The 16,671-nt window shown below is 41.5% G+C and carries 10 protein-coding genes; 5 read left to right on the plus strand and 5 right to left on the minus strand.

Annotation, left to right across the window (positions count from 1 at the left end; genetic code table 11):
• Window positions 1-203: 203 nt before the first annotated feature.
• On the plus strand, window positions 204-1,145 hold the full coding sequence (locus tag FD723_RS34750; RefSeq protein WP_179069806.1) for a hypothetical protein: 942 nt from the start codon (window positions 204-206) through the stop codon (window positions 1,143-1,145).
• A 27-nt stretch (window positions 1,146-1,172) separates the two neighbouring features.
• On the opposite strand, the gene FD723_RS34755 is transcribed toward FD723_RS34750, so the two are convergent.
• From FD723_RS34755 to FD723_RS34770, 4 genes are all read right to left on the minus strand, one after another.
• Window positions 1,173-5,798, minus strand: a complete 4,626-nt coding sequence (locus tag FD723_RS34755; RefSeq protein WP_256875332.1) for a non-ribosomal peptide synthetase — start codon at window positions 5,796-5,798, stop codon at window positions 1,173-1,175.
• 649 nt (window positions 5,799-6,447) lie between these two features.
• Window positions 6,448-6,813, minus strand: coding sequence for a hypothetical protein (locus FD723_RS34760; RefSeq protein WP_179069807.1), 366 nt, complete (start codon window positions 6,811-6,813; stop codon window positions 6,448-6,450).
• A 31-nt stretch (window positions 6,814-6,844) separates the two neighbouring features.
• On the minus strand, window positions 6,845-8,419 hold the full coding sequence (locus FD723_RS34765) for a GMC oxidoreductase (protein WP_179069808.1): 1,575 nt from the start codon (window positions 8,417-8,419) through the stop codon (window positions 6,845-6,847).
• Window positions 8,420-8,748: 329 nt separating this feature from the next.
• The gene (locus FD723_RS34770) at window positions 8,749-9,546 is read right to left on the minus strand and encodes an SDR family NAD(P)-dependent oxidoreductase (protein WP_179069809.1); all 798 of its coding nucleotides are present in this window, start codon (window positions 9,544-9,546) and stop codon (window positions 8,749-8,751) included.
• A gap of 462 nt (window positions 9,547-10,008) precedes the next feature.
• Between FD723_RS34770 and FD723_RS34775 the strand changes: the two genes are divergently transcribed.
• Window positions 10,009-10,941, plus strand: a complete 933-nt coding sequence (locus FD723_RS34775) for an SMP-30/gluconolactonase/LRE family protein (RefSeq protein WP_179069810.1) — start codon at window positions 10,009-10,011, stop codon at window positions 10,939-10,941.
• Between the two features lie 48 nt (window positions 10,942-10,989).
• Window positions 10,990-11,532, plus strand: a complete 543-nt coding sequence (locus tag FD723_RS34780; protein WP_179069811.1) for a DoxX family protein — start codon at window positions 10,990-10,992, stop codon at window positions 11,530-11,532.
• Window positions 11,533-11,569: 37 nt separating this feature from the next.
• On the opposite strand, the gene FD723_RS34785 is transcribed toward FD723_RS34780, so the two are convergent.
• Window positions 11,570-12,550: a VOC family protein gene (locus FD723_RS34785; RefSeq protein ID WP_179069812.1), complete on the minus strand. Its 981-nt coding sequence runs from the start codon at window positions 12,548-12,550 to the stop codon at window positions 11,570-11,572.
• A 715-nt stretch (window positions 12,551-13,265) separates the two neighbouring features.
• Between FD723_RS34785 and FD723_RS34790 the strand changes: the two genes are divergently transcribed.
• Together FD723_RS34790 and FD723_RS34795 are read left to right on the plus strand one after the other, a co-directional pair.
• Window positions 13,266-14,078, plus strand: a complete 813-nt coding sequence (locus FD723_RS34790) for an SDR family oxidoreductase (RefSeq protein WP_179069813.1) — start codon at window positions 13,266-13,268, stop codon at window positions 14,076-14,078.
• 142 nt (window positions 14,079-14,220) lie between these two features.
• The gene (locus tag FD723_RS34795) at window positions 14,221-16,617 is read left to right on the plus strand and encodes a glycoside hydrolase family 15 protein (RefSeq protein ID WP_179069814.1); all 2,397 of its coding nucleotides are present in this window, start codon (window positions 14,221-14,223) and stop codon (window positions 16,615-16,617) included.
• Window positions 16,618-16,671 lie beyond the last annotated feature (54 nt).

Here is a 16,671-nt window from a genome sequence, read left to right on the forward strand (position 1 = left end):
CAGGCACCTGACAACTGAAGTCTTTCTTGTTAACTGTGGTATTCGGCTGATTTTCGTTAAAGTATTCTTTCATCGGTGCAAAATATAAAAAGCAATTAAAAACCCCAACCTGTTTAAAGGATGGGGGCATAAATAAAAACTCTATATCCCATGATGACACAATTCAATATTTGTTCGACTGCTGTCAGCCTAGAGGTGGGCCAATGAACAAACCACCATCTAGACGCAAGAAAGTTATCCCTGTGGCATCTGGTGAACCAAAGCCAGCAACCGACTCTGCAAAGGAAAATAATTCTGGGCAGGATAACCCAGCCTCAGCAACGATTACAGTGACTGCTGTTGAAGTAAAAGAGTTGACCGAGGAAGAACAAAGCTTACGCCTACACTTGGAACAGCGTGTAGAACGTGCGTTTTTAGAAGCGGGTCAGGCGCTGATGGAGTTGAGGGACAGACGGCTGTACCGTTCCACGCACCGGACTTTTGAAGAATACTGCCGCGAACGCTTCAATTATAGTCGTGATGCGGCGTACTTAAAGATTTCGGCTACTGTCGTTTATGAGAATCTCCAAAAGTTTTTGCCGACCAATGGTCGGCAAATTCCAATGCCGACCAACGAACGACAATTGCGTTTTTTGGCGAAAGCCGAGTTGGAACCAGCTGTGCAAGCGGATGTTTGGCAGCAGGCAGTAGAGCAAGCTGGGAATAAGATTCCCTCTGGTCGGATAGTAAAAGATGTTGTAGATAGGATACGCGAAAGGACGAAAGTACCCAATCCTTACCATATTGGTGAAATATGCATTCTTTTGCCAAAGGATAACCCAGACTTGAGAGGTAAAGCGGGTTATTGGGGTGTGGTAACTCATGTTGGCGAATATAGTTGTACAGTCCAGACATGGGACGGCGATTATACCGTGAAGATTGAACACCTGAAATCACTGGAATTGCTTGATGAAGATTGCCAATTCATGCAGCAGCTATGTATGAGGTTACGGCAGTTGCATCAAGTGACGACCCGTGACTCTTCTGTAGATTGGCTGTTGCAGGGGTTGGGGAAACAAGCTAAACCTTATCTGTCATCCTTGCAGGCAAAGCTGCTGGCGGCTGTTGAAAGGGAGTACAAGCTGGTTTGGAGACAGCAAAAATAAACTTGATTGTTAATGCAACAATTCAATCTAGTGCCTGCTCTTTTTTTTTAGTTTTACGCTCTCTTCGTTTAAGGAAGATAACTTAATCCGCCGACTTTCACGCGATAGTGGGACTAAAACTGGGGCAAGACTTTGAGCATTGCTTTCTTTAAAGCTTTCCACCACCTTAGATAATTCTGCAATTGTCGATGCCTCAAATACGCTACGCAAAGGCAACTCCACGTGTAAGGCGTCGCGCACTCTAGAGACAAGCTGAGTTGCCAGTAATGAATGACCCCCTAATTCAAAGAAATTATCATAAATTCCGACGCTCTTAAGTCCCAAAACCTCAACAAAAATTTTCACCAGCTCTTGTTCAACAGGAGTTCGAGGTGCAATGTAATTTTCAGGCAATTGGGGCTTGATTCCATTATGGAATGCTCTTAAGGCGCGGCGATTGACTTTACCATTAGCTGTTAGAGGTAAAGACTCCAATACTACAAAATCTGATGGGATCATGTACTCAGGCAGTTTTTGTGCTACGTAATTCTGCAACTGCGGCACTAACTTACGTGCTGCTTTGGTTTGTAGGGGATTATTGGCGTAAGATTGCCAAGACCGAGAGAGAGTCGTACTATAGGGAAAAATAGTTCTTTTACTTACTTCATCTTGCCGTACAAAAGCTACATCATAATGTCCTTCAGTACTTGAATATGACCAGGTAATATCAACGCTATAAGGTACGTTCAGCGCATAGAAATCTTCTGGATCTACTCCGAAATTTTCTAGTTCTTGCAAAGCTTTACGTATTTGCCCTACAGTTTTAAAACCTTTTACGTCTGATAGCCATTCTGCTGTTTTAATTGCTGACATCAGCCGCGCATTAGGTACATTAATAATGCTTAATATTTCTGGCTGATTCTCAATTAATAACTGGCGTACTGCTGAGACTGTTAGATTATCTTCAGACCAGTTAAATACTGAATAATTTCCAGCATTACTAACAATTTCGGCACGAATATGAAGAATAACATTGTAACGAAACTCAGTTAACTCATTGTGATGTTTACCCCGGATCAGTTGGATTTGTACATGATTAATTTGCGGAAAGCGTTGCTTGATTGCAGTAAAAAAAGCTGGGTCAATAACTAACTCTGTTTCTTGAAATATTTGCCTTTGTACCCGTTGTTGTAACTCCAAGCAGGTAAGGGAAGGTTCAGCTTGATACAGTTGGACTGACGCATGAAAAGCTTGCAAGAGTGGCAAATTACGCACATCCCCTATGAAGATAAAGCCACCTGGAGCAGTTGCCTGCACAGCACCTTCTAATACACTAATTAGATAATCAATAGTAGGAAAATATTGTACAACCGAGTTCAGAATTACTGCATCAAAAGCTGCTATTTCGACTTTATCGAAGTTAGTAGCCATTTGCTGATACAGTGTTACCTGCGGCATTTCTTGTTTTTGTAGCTGTTGCTGAATACAGCTAAGTGAAACTGAGGAAAAGTCTGTTCCCCAATATTTAGTGCAGTGAGGTGCAACTCTAAATAGAATCAAGCCTGTTCCACAACCAATTTCTAACACTCGTTTGGGTTGTAAAGCCAAAATCTGCTCGACTTGGTTATCCACCCACTCACGCATCTGCTCTGCTGGAATAGGCTGATTTGTGTAACTACTATTCCAGCCGACAAAATTGAATGTAGGATCTGAATCAGTAGATTGATTATAAGTTTCGTTATACAACATCTGCCATTGTAAAACCTGCTCATTCTGGAATTGCATTAATTGCAAATTCTCCTGTTCGTTACTGTATTCAGTTTTTGGTACTATATAAGCTACTAGGCGCTTTTCTTGTTCATCCTGACTAGTTATTACTACAGTTTCCTGCACTGCTGGATGCTGACTCAGTACCGCTTCAATTTCTCCCAACTCAATCCGGTAGCCACGAATTTTTACCTGCTCGTCAAGACGACTTAAAAATTCAATGTTGCCATCTACTCGATAGCGAACTAAATCACCTGTTTTATAAAGCCGCGCTTTTAACTTATTAGTAAAAGAATGATAAATGAAGGATTCAGCAGTTAAGTCAGGATGATTTAAATAACCTCGTGCTAACCCATCACCGCTTATGTATAACTCTCCCGGAACGCCAATAGGTACTGGTTGTAAATGTTTATCTAATATATAAAGTTTTGTATTGGCGATCTCGTGACCAATTGCAGGTGCTAAATTATCTTTATTCTTAACAGAAATATGACCAGAAGTTGTAACAACCGTGTTCTCCGTTGGCCCATAATTATTAAATACTTGAAAAGAGTGAGAAGCTAAAGGATATTGATTTAGTTTGTCTCCACCTGTGAGCAATATTCGTAAAGCTGCATTTTTAGGAAAATCTAATAATAGAACTTTCTCTGCTAAAGGTGTTGGGATGAAAGAAATTGTTATTGCTTTTGATACTAGCCAATCTCGGAAATCGTCAGGCGATCGCCTGGTTTCATCATCCACAAAATAAATGCTTGCCCCAGTACTAAGATAAGGCCAAATTTCCCAGCCGCAAGCATCAAAGCCAACTCCAGAAATCTGCGTTGCTCGATCAAGGCGTGAAACTGCAAACGCTTTTTGATGCCAAAATACTAAATTTAACAATCCTCTATGTTCAATTTTAACCCCTTTAGGTTTTCCAGTTGAACCAGAGGTATAAATGACATAAGTGAGGTGATCTACTGTAACTTTACTAGTAAGATTATCTTCAATCTCTTGAGAAATAATTTCCCAATCTTTATCTAAACAGATTATTTGTGAATTAGAGTTTTTCAGCCGTTCAAGCCATCGCTCGTGAGTTAATAAAACTGAGACTTGAGCATCTTCAAGCATAAAGTTTAAACGTTCAGATGGATAGCTTGGATCTAAAGGTACATAAGCTCCACCTGCTTTCAAGATGCCCAACATACCGATTACCATATCAAAAGAGCGTTCTACACAAAGTCCTACTAAAACTTCGCTTTTAACTCCTAATTTTTTGAGATAATGTGCAACTTTATTACTGCGTACATTTAACTTTTTATAGCTAAGTTGCTCATCGCCAAATACTAGTGCAGTTGCCTCACTATTCTGCTCTGCTACGCTCTCAATTAACTGATGAATACACTTATCTTGAGGATAAATTGCCTGGGTATTGTTCCATCCAACTAACAATTGATGTAGCTCAGATTCGCTTAAAAATGGTAAATGTGCAATTCGGTCTTCTGGATTTGCAACTATACCCTCCAGTAACGTTTGGAAGTGTCCTAGCATCGTAGTGATAGTAGCGTCATCGAATAAATCAGTGCTATAAATTACAAAACCACTAATTCCTTCTGTGCTATCTGCCCATAACCCATTTTGAGTATTTCGCTCCCACAAGTGGAACTCCAAATCAAAGCGCGTTGTTTCCGTTTCAAATGGTAGCGGACTTAAAGTTAAATTAGGTAACTCTAAGGCTGTCATCGGCGCATTTTGGAGCGCAAAAACAACTTGAAATAGCGGATTTTGATTCAGATTACGCTCTGGATGTAGTTCTTCTACAAGTTTTTCAAAAGGTAAATCTTGATGGCTGTATGCTTCTAGAGCTACCTCTTTAACTCGACTCAATAGTTCCCGAAAAGTTGGGTTTCCTGATAGGTCAGTACGCAGCACTAAGCTATTGACAAAAAAACCAATTAATCCTTCTAGTTCGCTACGATTGCGATTAGCAATAGGTGAACCAACTACAATATCCTCTTGCTGCGTGTAGCGATAGAGCAAAGTCTGAAACGCTGCCAGCATCGTCATGAACAAGGTAACGCCTTCTTGGGAACTCAGTGCCTCTAACGCTTGAGTTAAGGTGTGTGGTAGCTCTAAAAATTGTTTTGCACCCCTGTAGCTAGGAACTGCTGGTCTTAGTCGGTCGGTGGGGAGATTCAATACCGAAATCCCGTTTAATTGCTTTTGCCAATAAACTAACTGGCTTTGTAGGGGCGAGGTGCCGTTTGCTGCCACTCCTTGTAGCCACTCCCGTTGCCATTGAGCGAAATCTGCATATTGAATGGGTAGTTCTGGTAGAAGCGTAGATACGGAGTGGCTAGTCGTCAGACATCGCTTATCCCCTGCCAAGGCTTTGTATAATACCCCCAATTCTTTAATTAGCACTCCAATTGACCAGCCATCGGCAACTATGTGATGTAGATTTAGCAGCAGGAGATATTCTGCTTCATCCAGTTGCAGTAGCTTTACTCGCAGTAATGGCCCAGTGGTGAGATTGAAAGGATGTTGAGCCTCTTGGGTTACGATTTGCTGCACTTGTGTGTCGCGTTCTGGGCTGTCTAAATTGCGTAGGTCTATTAAGGGAAGAGGTATGGTTAAGCTAGGTGCGATCGCCTGTATTGGTTGCTGCTCTACCATAACAAACCTAGTACGTAACGTTTCGTGGCGACGTACAATTTCGTTGAATGTCTGCTTTAAGGCGGTGAAGTTGAGGGAACCTGTCAGGTGAAGTGCTGTTGACACGTTGTAAAATGGATTCCCCGGTGCTAACTGGTCGAGAAACCACAATCGCTGCTGGGCGAAAGAAGTGGGAAAAACGAAAACCTCTGCTTCCTTAGAAAAATTAAGTTTTTCATCATCTGTGAGACTACTGTAAATATACTGGCTCATAAGTGAATGGCAAACAGTTGTGATGGAATTTGTGGAAACTTTTTCTCAGGTCATCTTGTTGTCAATGCTTCGATAGGAGTTTAGCTTTGAAGAACTAATGGTTCTCGGATCAGTAAATCGGTTATCAGTGACGCCCATTTCAGAAGCAGGGGAGGAGAAAGATTTTGGCAATGAAAATTTCTTAAATGCCCGCTTAAAATAGAGACAGTTCTTCTGATGATACATTTCCCCTCCATCGCATATCAAACTGAGGTGACAAGCTGTACATAAGCCCAGATTTTTTGCTTGTGAGAAATCCGGGATAAGGTTGCCATTGCGGCAAACTTTTACTTTAAGTCACAGAAAAATAAGCATTCCAGCTTTTTAGGGCGGCCACATTATCCTTTAATTCCGGCCATCTTTTCCTTTAAGTGACATTCTTCATGCACCGAACTAAAACGTTATAGCTATTTTATAAACAATGTGACAACTATGTTATTGATAGTTTTCACAAGAAATATTTTGTTGGTAAAAATATGACTCAATTATGGCTGTGAGTTGCCTTTATTGGCATGATTATTTTGGATTAATTCGTAATGAGCTACGCCCCATTACGCTCTAAGCGTAGCTATGCCGGAGGCTTTACGTAATTCATAATTAAATTTTTTGTTTATGTAGCTTGCATTTTTTCACTTTGGGGTTTTGATAGTGCTTGTAATTCTTCCCAACTGTAATGAAGAGGTAATTCAGTTGGTTTGCGATCAGCGCCTAATCCCAAACTAATAGTCGGCTGAAGTTCTTCAATAAATTCTTCTGCATAAACAACCAGTTCATTGGCTGCAACTCCAAGTGCGATCGCACCCGCAACTCCACCAATCGCAGCACCAACTTTACCACCAATCGATCGACCTAGTGCGGCTCCAGCAATCCCACCTCCTACAACTCCCAATCCCGTCGTAATAAGATGAGTATTAGAGGATGATGTTTCTCTTGAGTTTTGATTTTGCGTTTCTAAATTAGTCTGTTGATCGTTCATAAATTTGTCCATCCTAGAAATAATAAACTTTCTACTTCAAACGTTCAGCTAGATGAGCGCCTACGCGCAAAGCATTTGCCATAATTGTGAGTGTTGGGTTAGCACCGGAATTTGACGGAAAGAAACTACTATCTACCACATAGAGATTATCGACATCATGAGTACGGCAATTGATGTCAAGAACTGAGGTTTTGGGATCTGTGCCAAATCGACAACTACCACATTGATGAGCAACTGCTTGTTCAGGTAGCTGAGTGCGTGGATAAAGGCTAAATGGTAGGACGCTTTTAGCAGAGTGCGGGATTGACTTGAGTACAGATGTCCATCGGTGAATTAAGCGATCGCTTGCTTCGGTATTATTCAATGTATAGTCAACATGAATCTTGTCGCCCACCACCCGAATCCGATTATTTGGATCTGGTAAATCTTCTGTCTGCAACCACCAGCCAACCGATCGCTCGGCCAGCAAATGGCGCTCAAAATGAGGAATCAGCTTCACAAATGGAGCCATCAGTGGGGGCGCTTCTGCGGGAATCATATCAGCTAGGACATTACCTGTATTCTGTACCATGCCCATCGGATAAGGGAAATCCGGCTCTCCCCAGTAAAAATCATTGACGGCGATGGTTTTTTGAAAGTTGGCGTGATTCACCTCTAGATGTATGGAAACTATGGCTGTTTCCAGTTGTTTCATGAAATTCCGGCCCACCTGATCGGAACTATTGGCTAATCCGTTGGAATGTTTGTCATTAGTAGAGCGCAATAGCAAAGCGGCTGAGTTGACAGAACCACAGGCAACAACCACAATATTGCTTGTGAACCAATGTTGCTCTCCTCTAATTTCAGTTTCTACCTTCGTTACTTCTCGCCCCGACTCACTGGTATGCAGCCGCAAGACTTTGGCATTAGTTAAAAGAGTAACATTGGTATACTTTTCATGAGTCGGACGAATGGCGTTGACTTCAGCATCGGCTTTTGCCTGTACCAGACAGGGGTATCCATCAAAAGTATCGCAGCGAATGCAGGGGCTATTTAGGCGATCGCTTTCATTCAGCTTTAATCCTAGTGGTAGGTGAAATGGGTAGTAACCCAGTTCCCGAATGCCATCAGCAAGAGACTGCATATCTGGCTCATGGCTGACTGGCGGATAGGGATATGGTTCGCTGCGAGGTGGTTCGGTGGGGTCTTCTCCTTGCTGACCATGCACGTCATATAGCTTTTCTGCTTGTGTGTAGTATGGCTCAAGGTCTTGATACTTCAAAGGCCATTCTGGAGAAATTCCTCCTTTATGAATTACCCTTTCAAAATCTCGCTCTCGGAATCGAATTAGGGCTGCACCGTAGAGTTTGGTATTGCCACCAACCCAGTAGCCTGTCTGAGGATTAAAGGCTTTGCCTTCCTTGTTATACCATTGCTCATTAGTATGGTAACGATGTTTTTGATAGACTTCCTCTGGATTCCAGTTAGCTTTCTCTCTCGGTAAAAAGTCGCCTCTTTCCAGTACGAGAATTTTTTTACCTGTGGGTGCAAGGCGGTGAGCTAATGTACCTCCACCGGCTCCTGTACCGATAATGATGATGTCGTAGTGTTCTGTGATGTTCGTCATATTTTGACTTTTGTGTACTAGTATCGCGTTAATTCTGAGAGATTTGAGGAACGAACCGCAAAGTACGCAAAGTACACGTTCGCAAAGCGTCTAGTAGAGAAGAAAGAAAGAATCGATGCTCTAGATCCACGGAAGTTGTCAATAATCCTGGGAAAACTTTTTATCCTATGGTGTACTTTTGTTACATAGACTTGCACCTTTGATGCATCGACTTGCAAAAGTTAAACCGCTTGATGTTATGCAGTAACTTTACAAGCCAAGGAGTTTAGTCCTTACTACGAACTTATTCATCCATTGATGGACTACTAGTTTTTTTTAATTTGCTTTGCTTACAAAGTTGCAACTGAGCCACCATCTACTCGATAGTTGGAACCAACTACAAAGCTTGATTGCTCAGAACAAAGAAAGGCAATTACAGCTGCGACTTCTTCGGGTTTGCCACGTCGTTTAAGTTCAATGTGAGGGCGATCTTCATCAAGGAAACTGTCAATTGCCTCATCAAAGCTAACACCTAGCTCTTTTGATCGCTTTTCCATCATTGCGTCAGTCATTGGTGTGGCGATATAGGCGGGAGAAACTGCATTTACCAGCACGCCATCTTTTGCATAAGCTTTAGATAAATTTTTTGCAAGATTCAGCACTGCTGCTTTGCAAGCAGAGTAAGGTATTTCTTCTGGGTAAGGCTGTAGTGCATCTTCCGAACTGATGAGAACAACTCTGCCCCAACCACTTTTACGCATCGCCCCAATAAAAGCGCGACAGGTGCGTACCACCGCCATCAAGTCAACCTCAATTGTTTTGTACCACTCCTCATCACTCAGTTCGAGGAAATCTCCCGTAGCACCTGTAATTCCTGCTGCATGAACAAGAATGTCAACGGTTCCGAAGCGCTTCAGAATTTGCTCTTTAGCAAATTCGACTTCTTCAGGTTTAGTGAGATCCGCTTGAACTGTAAATATTTCTCCAAACTTTCTTAACTCTTGGGCCGCAAGTTCAAGATTTTCGGAAGTTTTATCGAGAATAGTAACCTTTACACCTTCATGGGCGAGTAGCTTCGCTGTCGCTTTACCAATGCCGGAATCACCTCCAGTAATTACAGCGATTTTCCCTTTAATACCAAGATCCATAAGCTCTAGCTTCTCTATTTCTTAATTAAGAACAATTTATGCAAAGCTGATTAATTGAGAAATATTCAGATAGTTTTTGCTTGCACGCTTTACTTTATGTCACAAACTTTGATTTTTTCAACTCATCAATGGTATATCCCTAAAATGATAAGTTCAGCCTTTAGGCATACAGCAATCCTATTTGAGTTATGGAAATTATTGAACCATTCAGAACGCCAACAAGAGAAGAAACTCTATAACTGCTATGAGTAACCTTTAACAACACCAATCTAAAATTTTAGACTCTATCCAATGGCACAATTTTCATTTATGCCTAAAGAAAGGCTAAGATTTCATTCCAATTTCATTTATGTTTATATATGATGTAAATCATACATATTTGATATTTATAAAAACTAAATTTGTATTAACTTGAACCTGCCATTTATCGCGAGTAACCAAGTTAAATAACAGGAGATTCCTATGGCTGAAGCCATTGAGATTGATGACGAGCGCCTCCTTGCTATTGTATGCCCCGGTGCTTCACTCCAGCAGCTAGCCAATGGTGCCGTTCATAGCGAGGGGCCTGTTTACTTCCACGAAGATGATAGCGTGGTGTGGAGTGATGCTCACGGCAACTGCCTGTTACGCTGGAGTTCTACCGATGGTGTAAGTGTCTTGCGATCGCCATCTGATTATCAAAGCGGCAATTACCGCGATTTAGAAGGTCGTCTAGTTGCGTGTTCCTCCGGTCTGCGTGCTATTATCCGACGCGAACATGATGGTGAATGGAAGGTTTTAGTCGGTTGCTACCAAGGTAAACGCCTGAATAGTCCAAATGATTTGGTAGTCAAAAGTGACGGCACAATTTGGTTCACCGATCCGCCTTATGGGATTACCGAACCAAACCAAGGTTACGGGGGCGAACAAGAACAACCCGGAAGTTACGTCTATCGCTTTGACCCGGTAACTGGTGAGATTTATCCTGTAGTAACAGACATGGTGCGCCCGAATGGGTTGGCTTTCAGTCCAGACGAAAGCCTTTTATATGTTTCAGATACAGCTGCCTTTAATATTCCTGGGGGCCCTCATCATATTCGCGTCTATGAGGTTGTAGACGTAGGCGTAGCCCGTCGTAGACATCGCTATCTAAAAAATGGCCGCGTGTTTGCAGTCATCGATCCAGGACAACCCGATGGACTGCGGGTTGACGAAAATGGTAATGTTTTTACGAGTTCTGAAGATAGCGTGCAGATATATGCCCCCGACGGAACTCGCTTAGGAAAGATTTTTGTACCGGAGACATCTGCTAATCTGACTTTCGGCGGTAAGGAAAGTGATCGCCTATTCATCACAGCCGGTCATTCTTTATATGTTATCGACCTTAATTACGAATTACGAACTACGTTAGCGTAGCGGGGCGTAGCCCATTACGAATTACTTTAATACCCGTGGTGTACAATTATGATTTATCAATTTGGGCTGGGTGTAGCGCTCGCTTTTTTCCTCGCTGCATTTAATTTCCCACAGCTAAGTCCACAGTTGTTAAGTTCGCTTTCTCCTGTGTATGCTGACGGATTTCCTGGATTAGTGCTTTTATTTCTCAGAGTTAGCCTTGGCTGGTTGTTTATACTACACGGTTATCCCAAAATAACCCATCTTCAAGAATGGGCTGAGTCTCTAAAAACGCCTGTCTTTCTGTGCTTTTTATCAGCTGCATCAATGTTAGGCGGCGGAATTTTTCTGATTATTGGATTCCTGACACTCTTAGCAACTTTGCCCATTCTCTGCTCAATGATTTTTGCGATATATTTGCACATCTCTGGAAGTAAGCCTTTTATAGCTCAAGATCCATACTTAATTCCTGAAGAACAGTATCAGGGTGCTTTAGGACAAGGCGAACCGCCGAGTTGGGAAAAGGCTTTTATGTATTGCGTTATGTTGATTGCGATCGCGGTTTTAGGCCCTGGTTCATATTCGCTAGATGCTTTAATTTTTGGACGTTGAATCATCAATCATAAAAACTGGATCGTGAATTTTGCCTTTATTCTGCTATTAGCAATATTGCGTGTCCATCAGGATCTTTAACTAAACAACCCTGTCTGTAAGGAAATGAGCGATCACTAAACTGTACAATCCGCGACGATACAAACTGAACTCCGTTACGCCGTAGCTTATCCACTAACTGCTCAAGATTATTTACAACTAGCTCAATTTGGATATGTGCAATATCGCAACTTTTCCAGTCACTCGGCATTGGGCGGCCTTTTCCAGGCACAATATAGTCTAACAGTTCAATTCCCACACCATCTTCAACAGGTCGCAGTGCTGTAATTTTGACTTCGGCTCCTGGTAAATGATCCAAGCGAGATTGGGTTGCACGCCAGTTAAGACTGCGGCTATCAATTTGCATTCCCAAGAGGTCGCGGTAAAAGTGTAGACTCTGCTCGGTATTAGAAATAGCGTAGGCGTAGTCCGTCGTAGACATCGCACTATGATCAATTCCCAAAAACAAGCGATGGTTTTTCTGATGCCATTTATCTTGTCCTTTATCAGGCGGAAACCAAATTAACTCTAAATCATGACCATCAGGGTCTTTAAATTTGAAGGCGCGGACACCACCAGATGTTTCATTACCAGGTAGTATTGTCTGGGGAGCAATGGAAATTGGTTCAATAGGAAATGAACGCAAGTGAGCATAAGCGCGATCCATATCACTGACTACAATTGCGAAATGTTGAAACCACAGGTCATTACTTTGTGAATCGCTAGGAATGGGTTTACCCTGAATGTTTAGATACTCCATCAACTCAATAAATTCATCTCCAAGTCGCAAAGTAACAATGCGAATTTTTGCTCCAGCTACGCCTTCTAAGTCGCTGTAATCCTGTCCTTCAACAGTGATATCAGAAACTAGTTCAAAGAAAAGTGCTTGTATGTAGAAATCTAAGGAGCTATCGCAGTTTGTCACTGTTAATCCAATAGCCCTAACTCTTTGCACCTGTATATCGGTTTGACAAGACATATTCAATAGCCTCAGTACTTATAATTAATGTTCTATTAAAGGAGATTAAGTCTAGATAAAAGCTTTTTTCTAGCCCCCACTACTTATTTACTTTTCTTCTTGTCTACGAATATTTATAATAATTTTATCGAACAGAATTCAGGAGTCAGGAGTCAGAATTCAGAATGAATTTTGACCGAAAAAGCGGATGAATAATCGGGTTTAAGACCCCCACCAAATTGAAAATTTGGTGGTCTTCTCCCAAGGGGAGACGCCAAAGGCGAACAATCAGTCGCGGGTCTGAATCCCCGACTGATTTATTCTGACTTCTGAATTCTGAATTCTTCTTCAACGCAACTCAACCCTGGGAATATATTAGTAAATACGTAATAGGAAAAAGGGCTTATTGTTTGTATATGACTTCGCAAAAATCCAAGAAATATTATTCTTGCACAAATCAATAATAAAAAAACATTATAAAATTTATCTCCAGCTTAAGAAAGACATTCAACTGACTTCATCCTTTAAAGATCTCATCCAATAATGAAATTGATATGAAATTATTCTAGTTCTTTTGATAGAGATATTTATTATTCCAATGGCTAGAAGCTTTTATTCTTGTAAACCTCTAGAGTGATGCCAGAATCAAAAAAATAGCTCTAAAAAATTAAATACACATCATCTATCCTCAAACTTTGCAAGTGAAAACCTATAGCAAAAATTCTGAAAAAACATTATGAGTTATTTCCCTTATATGCTTAAAGGTCAAAAAGCACTTGTGACAGGTGGTAGTTCTGGGATTGGTGAAGCGATCGCTCGCTATTTGGCTGCATCAGGTGCAGCAGTAGCGATCAATTACCATTCCGAAGCTGATGAAGCCCAAAAAATTGTTGATGATATCAAGGCTGCTAATAGAGAAGCATTCGCTATTCAAGCCAATGTCAGCAAAGAAGACGAAGTAAAGGCAATGTTCAGCCAGACGCTTAAACAATTTGGCACTATTGATATTTTAGTAAGTAATGCGGGCATTCAAAAAGACTCAGCATTTATAGATATGACCCTCGATCAATGGAATGCAGTGATTGGGATAAATCTAACGGGGCAATTCTTATGTGCTAGGGAAGCGGCAAAGGAATTCTTACGTCGAGGTGTGAAGCCTGACATTTCATCTGCCGCAGGTAAGATTATTTGTATAAGTTCTGTGCATGAGGTAATTCCTTGGGCAGGTCACGTTAATTATGCTACTAGCAAGGGCGGCATTAATATGATGATGAAAAGTATTGCCCAAGAACTTGCTCCTCACAAAATTCGTATTAATAGTATTGCTCCTGGTGCTATTAAAACTCCAATTAACAAATCAGCTTGGGATACTCCAGAAGCAGAAACAAAGTTACTAAAACTAATTCCAGCAAAACGTGTGGGAGATGTAGAAGATATCGCTAAAGCAGCAGTTTGGTTGGCTTCTGATGACTCTGATTATGTCAACGGCACAACACTGTTTGTAGATGGTGGTATGACTTTGTATCCAGGATTTACAGAGAATGGTTAAACCAATTCGCAATACTTCTCTACGAGAGGCTGCGCCCTAAGCGTAGCTATGCCGCAGGCTTTACGGCTGCGCTCAGTACAAGTTCGCTCTTTCGCCCATGACGCTCCTAAGTCGCTAACGCTGCGCTAACGCAATTACGATTATGGTAAAAATTCTTGCTCAAGGACAGGCTTTTGGCTCACGGGGTATCGATCCCCGATGGACTCATGCCAATAAAGATGGAGTCGGAACAGCTTACTCTATCTCTAGTAACATTTGGTTTACTATTTGGAATGGTGTTGTCACTGAAGTCTACCATCCCACAGTAGATAAACCCCAAGTTCGGGATTTACAGTATCTAATTTCTGATGGAAAAAGCTTTTTTCACGAAGAGAAACGCCATCTCGAATCAAAAGTTGAACCGATGTGGACTCATGGTTTAGGATACCGCATCACTAATTCCGATCCACAAGGGCGTTATGCTGTAATCAAAGAAGTAATTGCTGACCCGCATTTATCCTGTATTTTACAACGCACAAAGTTAACAGGAGATAGCGATTTTATTTCCCAACTCCAGCTATACGCTTTGTGTGCGCCACATCTGGAAGTTGGAGGTAGAGGTAATAATGGTTATGCTGTAGAAGTTGCTGGACATCGGATTCTCACAGCCGAGAAAGAAGGAACATGGTTAGCACTGGGTGCAACAATTCCCTTTACCCGTCTTTCTTGTGGCTACGTTGGTGAAAGTGATGGTTGGACAGATTTAGCTGATAATTTTCAGATGGATTGGGAGTTTGACAGTGCTGTAGATGGCAACCTTGCTCTGACTGGAGAACTAAATTTAGATAGCACTAAAGAGTTTACTTTAGGACTGGCGTTTGGCACAAATCTGCATAATGCCATTTCTACACTGTTTCAGTCACTGAATATTCCTTTTGAAAAGCAGAAGCAGCTATATAACGAACAGTGGAAGCGATCGCGTGAGGGCATCAAACCATTAGAAAATAGTTCTTATGATGATGGGAAGTTGTATCACAACAGCATTAGTCTGTTGTTAGCGCATGAAGATAAAACCTATCCTGGCGCATTAATTGCATCTCTGGCTATTCCTTGGGGTGAAGCCAAAGACGACCAAGACCAAGGAGGATATCACCTTGTCTGGACGCGGGATATGGTTAGCAGTGTATCAGGTTTAGTGGCGGCTGGGGAAACAGATACAGCAGTGCGATCGCTAATTTATCTCGCCACTAGTCAGCAGGAAGATGGCGGTTTTCCTCAAAATTTCTGGGTTGATGGTAAACCTTATTGGACAGGTATCCAGCTTGACGAGGTGGCATTTCCCATTCTGTTAGCATGGCTATTACACCAGCAAAAAACTTGTTTAAACTTCGATATCTATCCGATGATTTTACGGGCGGCAGGTTATTTAATTCGTCACGGCCCAGCTACCCAACAAGAACGTTGGGAAGAAAATAGTGGTTATTCACCATCAACATTAGCATCTAATATTGCCGCATTAATATGTTCTGCTCAATTTGTTCGCGAACGTGGCGATGAAGCAACAGCAAACTTTATCGAAGAATACGCTGATTTTTTAGAATCTCATATCGAAGCTTGGACAGTTACCACTGAAGGCACTTTAGTTCCTGGCATCAAACACCATTACATTCGGATTACTCCTACAGATATTAATAATCCTCAACCTAACGAAAATCCTAACCAAGGAACTCTTGTTATCAGCAGTCAACCACCTGGTCAGCCGTCAGAATTTCCCGCGAAGGAAATTGTTGATGGTGGGTTTTTGCAATTAGTACGCTATGGAATTCGCAAACCTGATGACCCGATTATTGTTGATTCTGTCAAAGTAATTGATGCAGTTTTAAAAGTTGATACATCTGCTGGGCCTTGTTGGCATCGTTACAACCACGACGGCTACGGACAACAAGAAGACAGCAGTCCTTATACCGATTATGGTAAGGGACGCGCTTGGCCTCTCTTAACAGGAGAACGGGGACATTATGAATTAGCTGTTGGCGGCGATGTCAAAACATATATCAAGGCGATAGAAGGATTTGCATCAAATACTTGTTTACTACCCGAACAGGTTTGGGATGAAGCAGATATACCTGAAAACCATCTGTATTTAGGAAGACCAACAGGTTCTGCAATGCCTTTGATGTGGACGCATTCGGAGTATATCAAACTGTTACGGTCAAATCATGATGGTCAAGTATTTGATTTAGTTCCAGAGGTAGCGAATCGATATATAGGTGAAAGAAAGCAGTGTAAATCATTGGAAATTTGGAAGTTTAACCGTCAAATAGATAAAATTAACAAAGGTTATACATTGCGAATTCACGCTTTAGCATCTTTTCATTTGCATTGGTCAGATGATAATTGGCAAACCGTAAAAGATACATCTGCTACTTCTACAAGGTTAGGAGTTAATTTTGTAGATATCTCTATTTCTGATAATCAGCAACAGCCAATCAAATTTACCTTTTTCTGGATTGAAAGCAGCAAATGGGAAGGACGCAATTATACGGTTAGAATTTCGTAATTTGTAATTTATAATTCGCCTTTAAATACATTTCGGATCAAAACGAGCCATTAT

Source organism: Nostoc sp. C052 (genome assembly GCF_013393905.1).
Taxonomy (GTDB): domain Bacteria; phylum Cyanobacteriota; class Cyanobacteriia; order Cyanobacteriales; family Nostocaceae; genus Nostoc.

Excerpts from the sequence above, each read along its gene's own strand:
- FD723_RS34750 (WP_179069806.1), top strand. The coding sequence starts at position 204 with ATGAACAAACCACCATCTAGACGCAAGAAAGTTATCCCTGTGGCATCT.
- FD723_RS34755 (WP_256875332.1), bottom strand. The coding sequence starts at position 5,798 with ATGAGCCAGTATATTTACAGTAGTCTCACAGATGATGAAAAACTTAAT.
- FD723_RS34760 (WP_179069807.1), bottom strand. The coding sequence starts at position 6,813 with ATGAACGATCAACAGACTAATTTAGAAACGCAAAATCAAAACTCAAGA.
- FD723_RS34765 (WP_179069808.1), bottom strand. The coding sequence starts at position 8,419 with ATGACGAACATCACAGAACACTACGACATCATCATTATCGGTACAGGA.
- FD723_RS34770 (WP_179069809.1), bottom strand. The coding sequence starts at position 9,546 with ATGGATCTTGGTATTAAAGGGAAAATCGCTGTAATTACTGGAGGTGAT.
- FD723_RS34775 (WP_179069810.1), top strand. The coding sequence starts at position 10,009 with ATGGCTGAAGCCATTGAGATTGATGACGAGCGCCTCCTTGCTATTGTA.
- FD723_RS34780 (WP_179069811.1), top strand. The coding sequence starts at position 10,990 with ATGATTTATCAATTTGGGCTGGGTGTAGCGCTCGCTTTTTTCCTCGCT.
- FD723_RS34785 (WP_179069812.1), bottom strand. The coding sequence starts at position 12,550 with ATGTCTTGTCAAACCGATATACAGGTGCAAAGAGTTAGGGCTATTGGA.
- FD723_RS34790 (WP_179069813.1), top strand. The coding sequence starts at position 13,266 with ATGAGTTATTTCCCTTATATGCTTAAAGGTCAAAAAGCACTTGTGACA.
- FD723_RS34795 (WP_179069814.1), top strand. The coding sequence starts at position 14,221 with ATGGTAAAAATTCTTGCTCAAGGACAGGCTTTTGGCTCACGGGGTATC.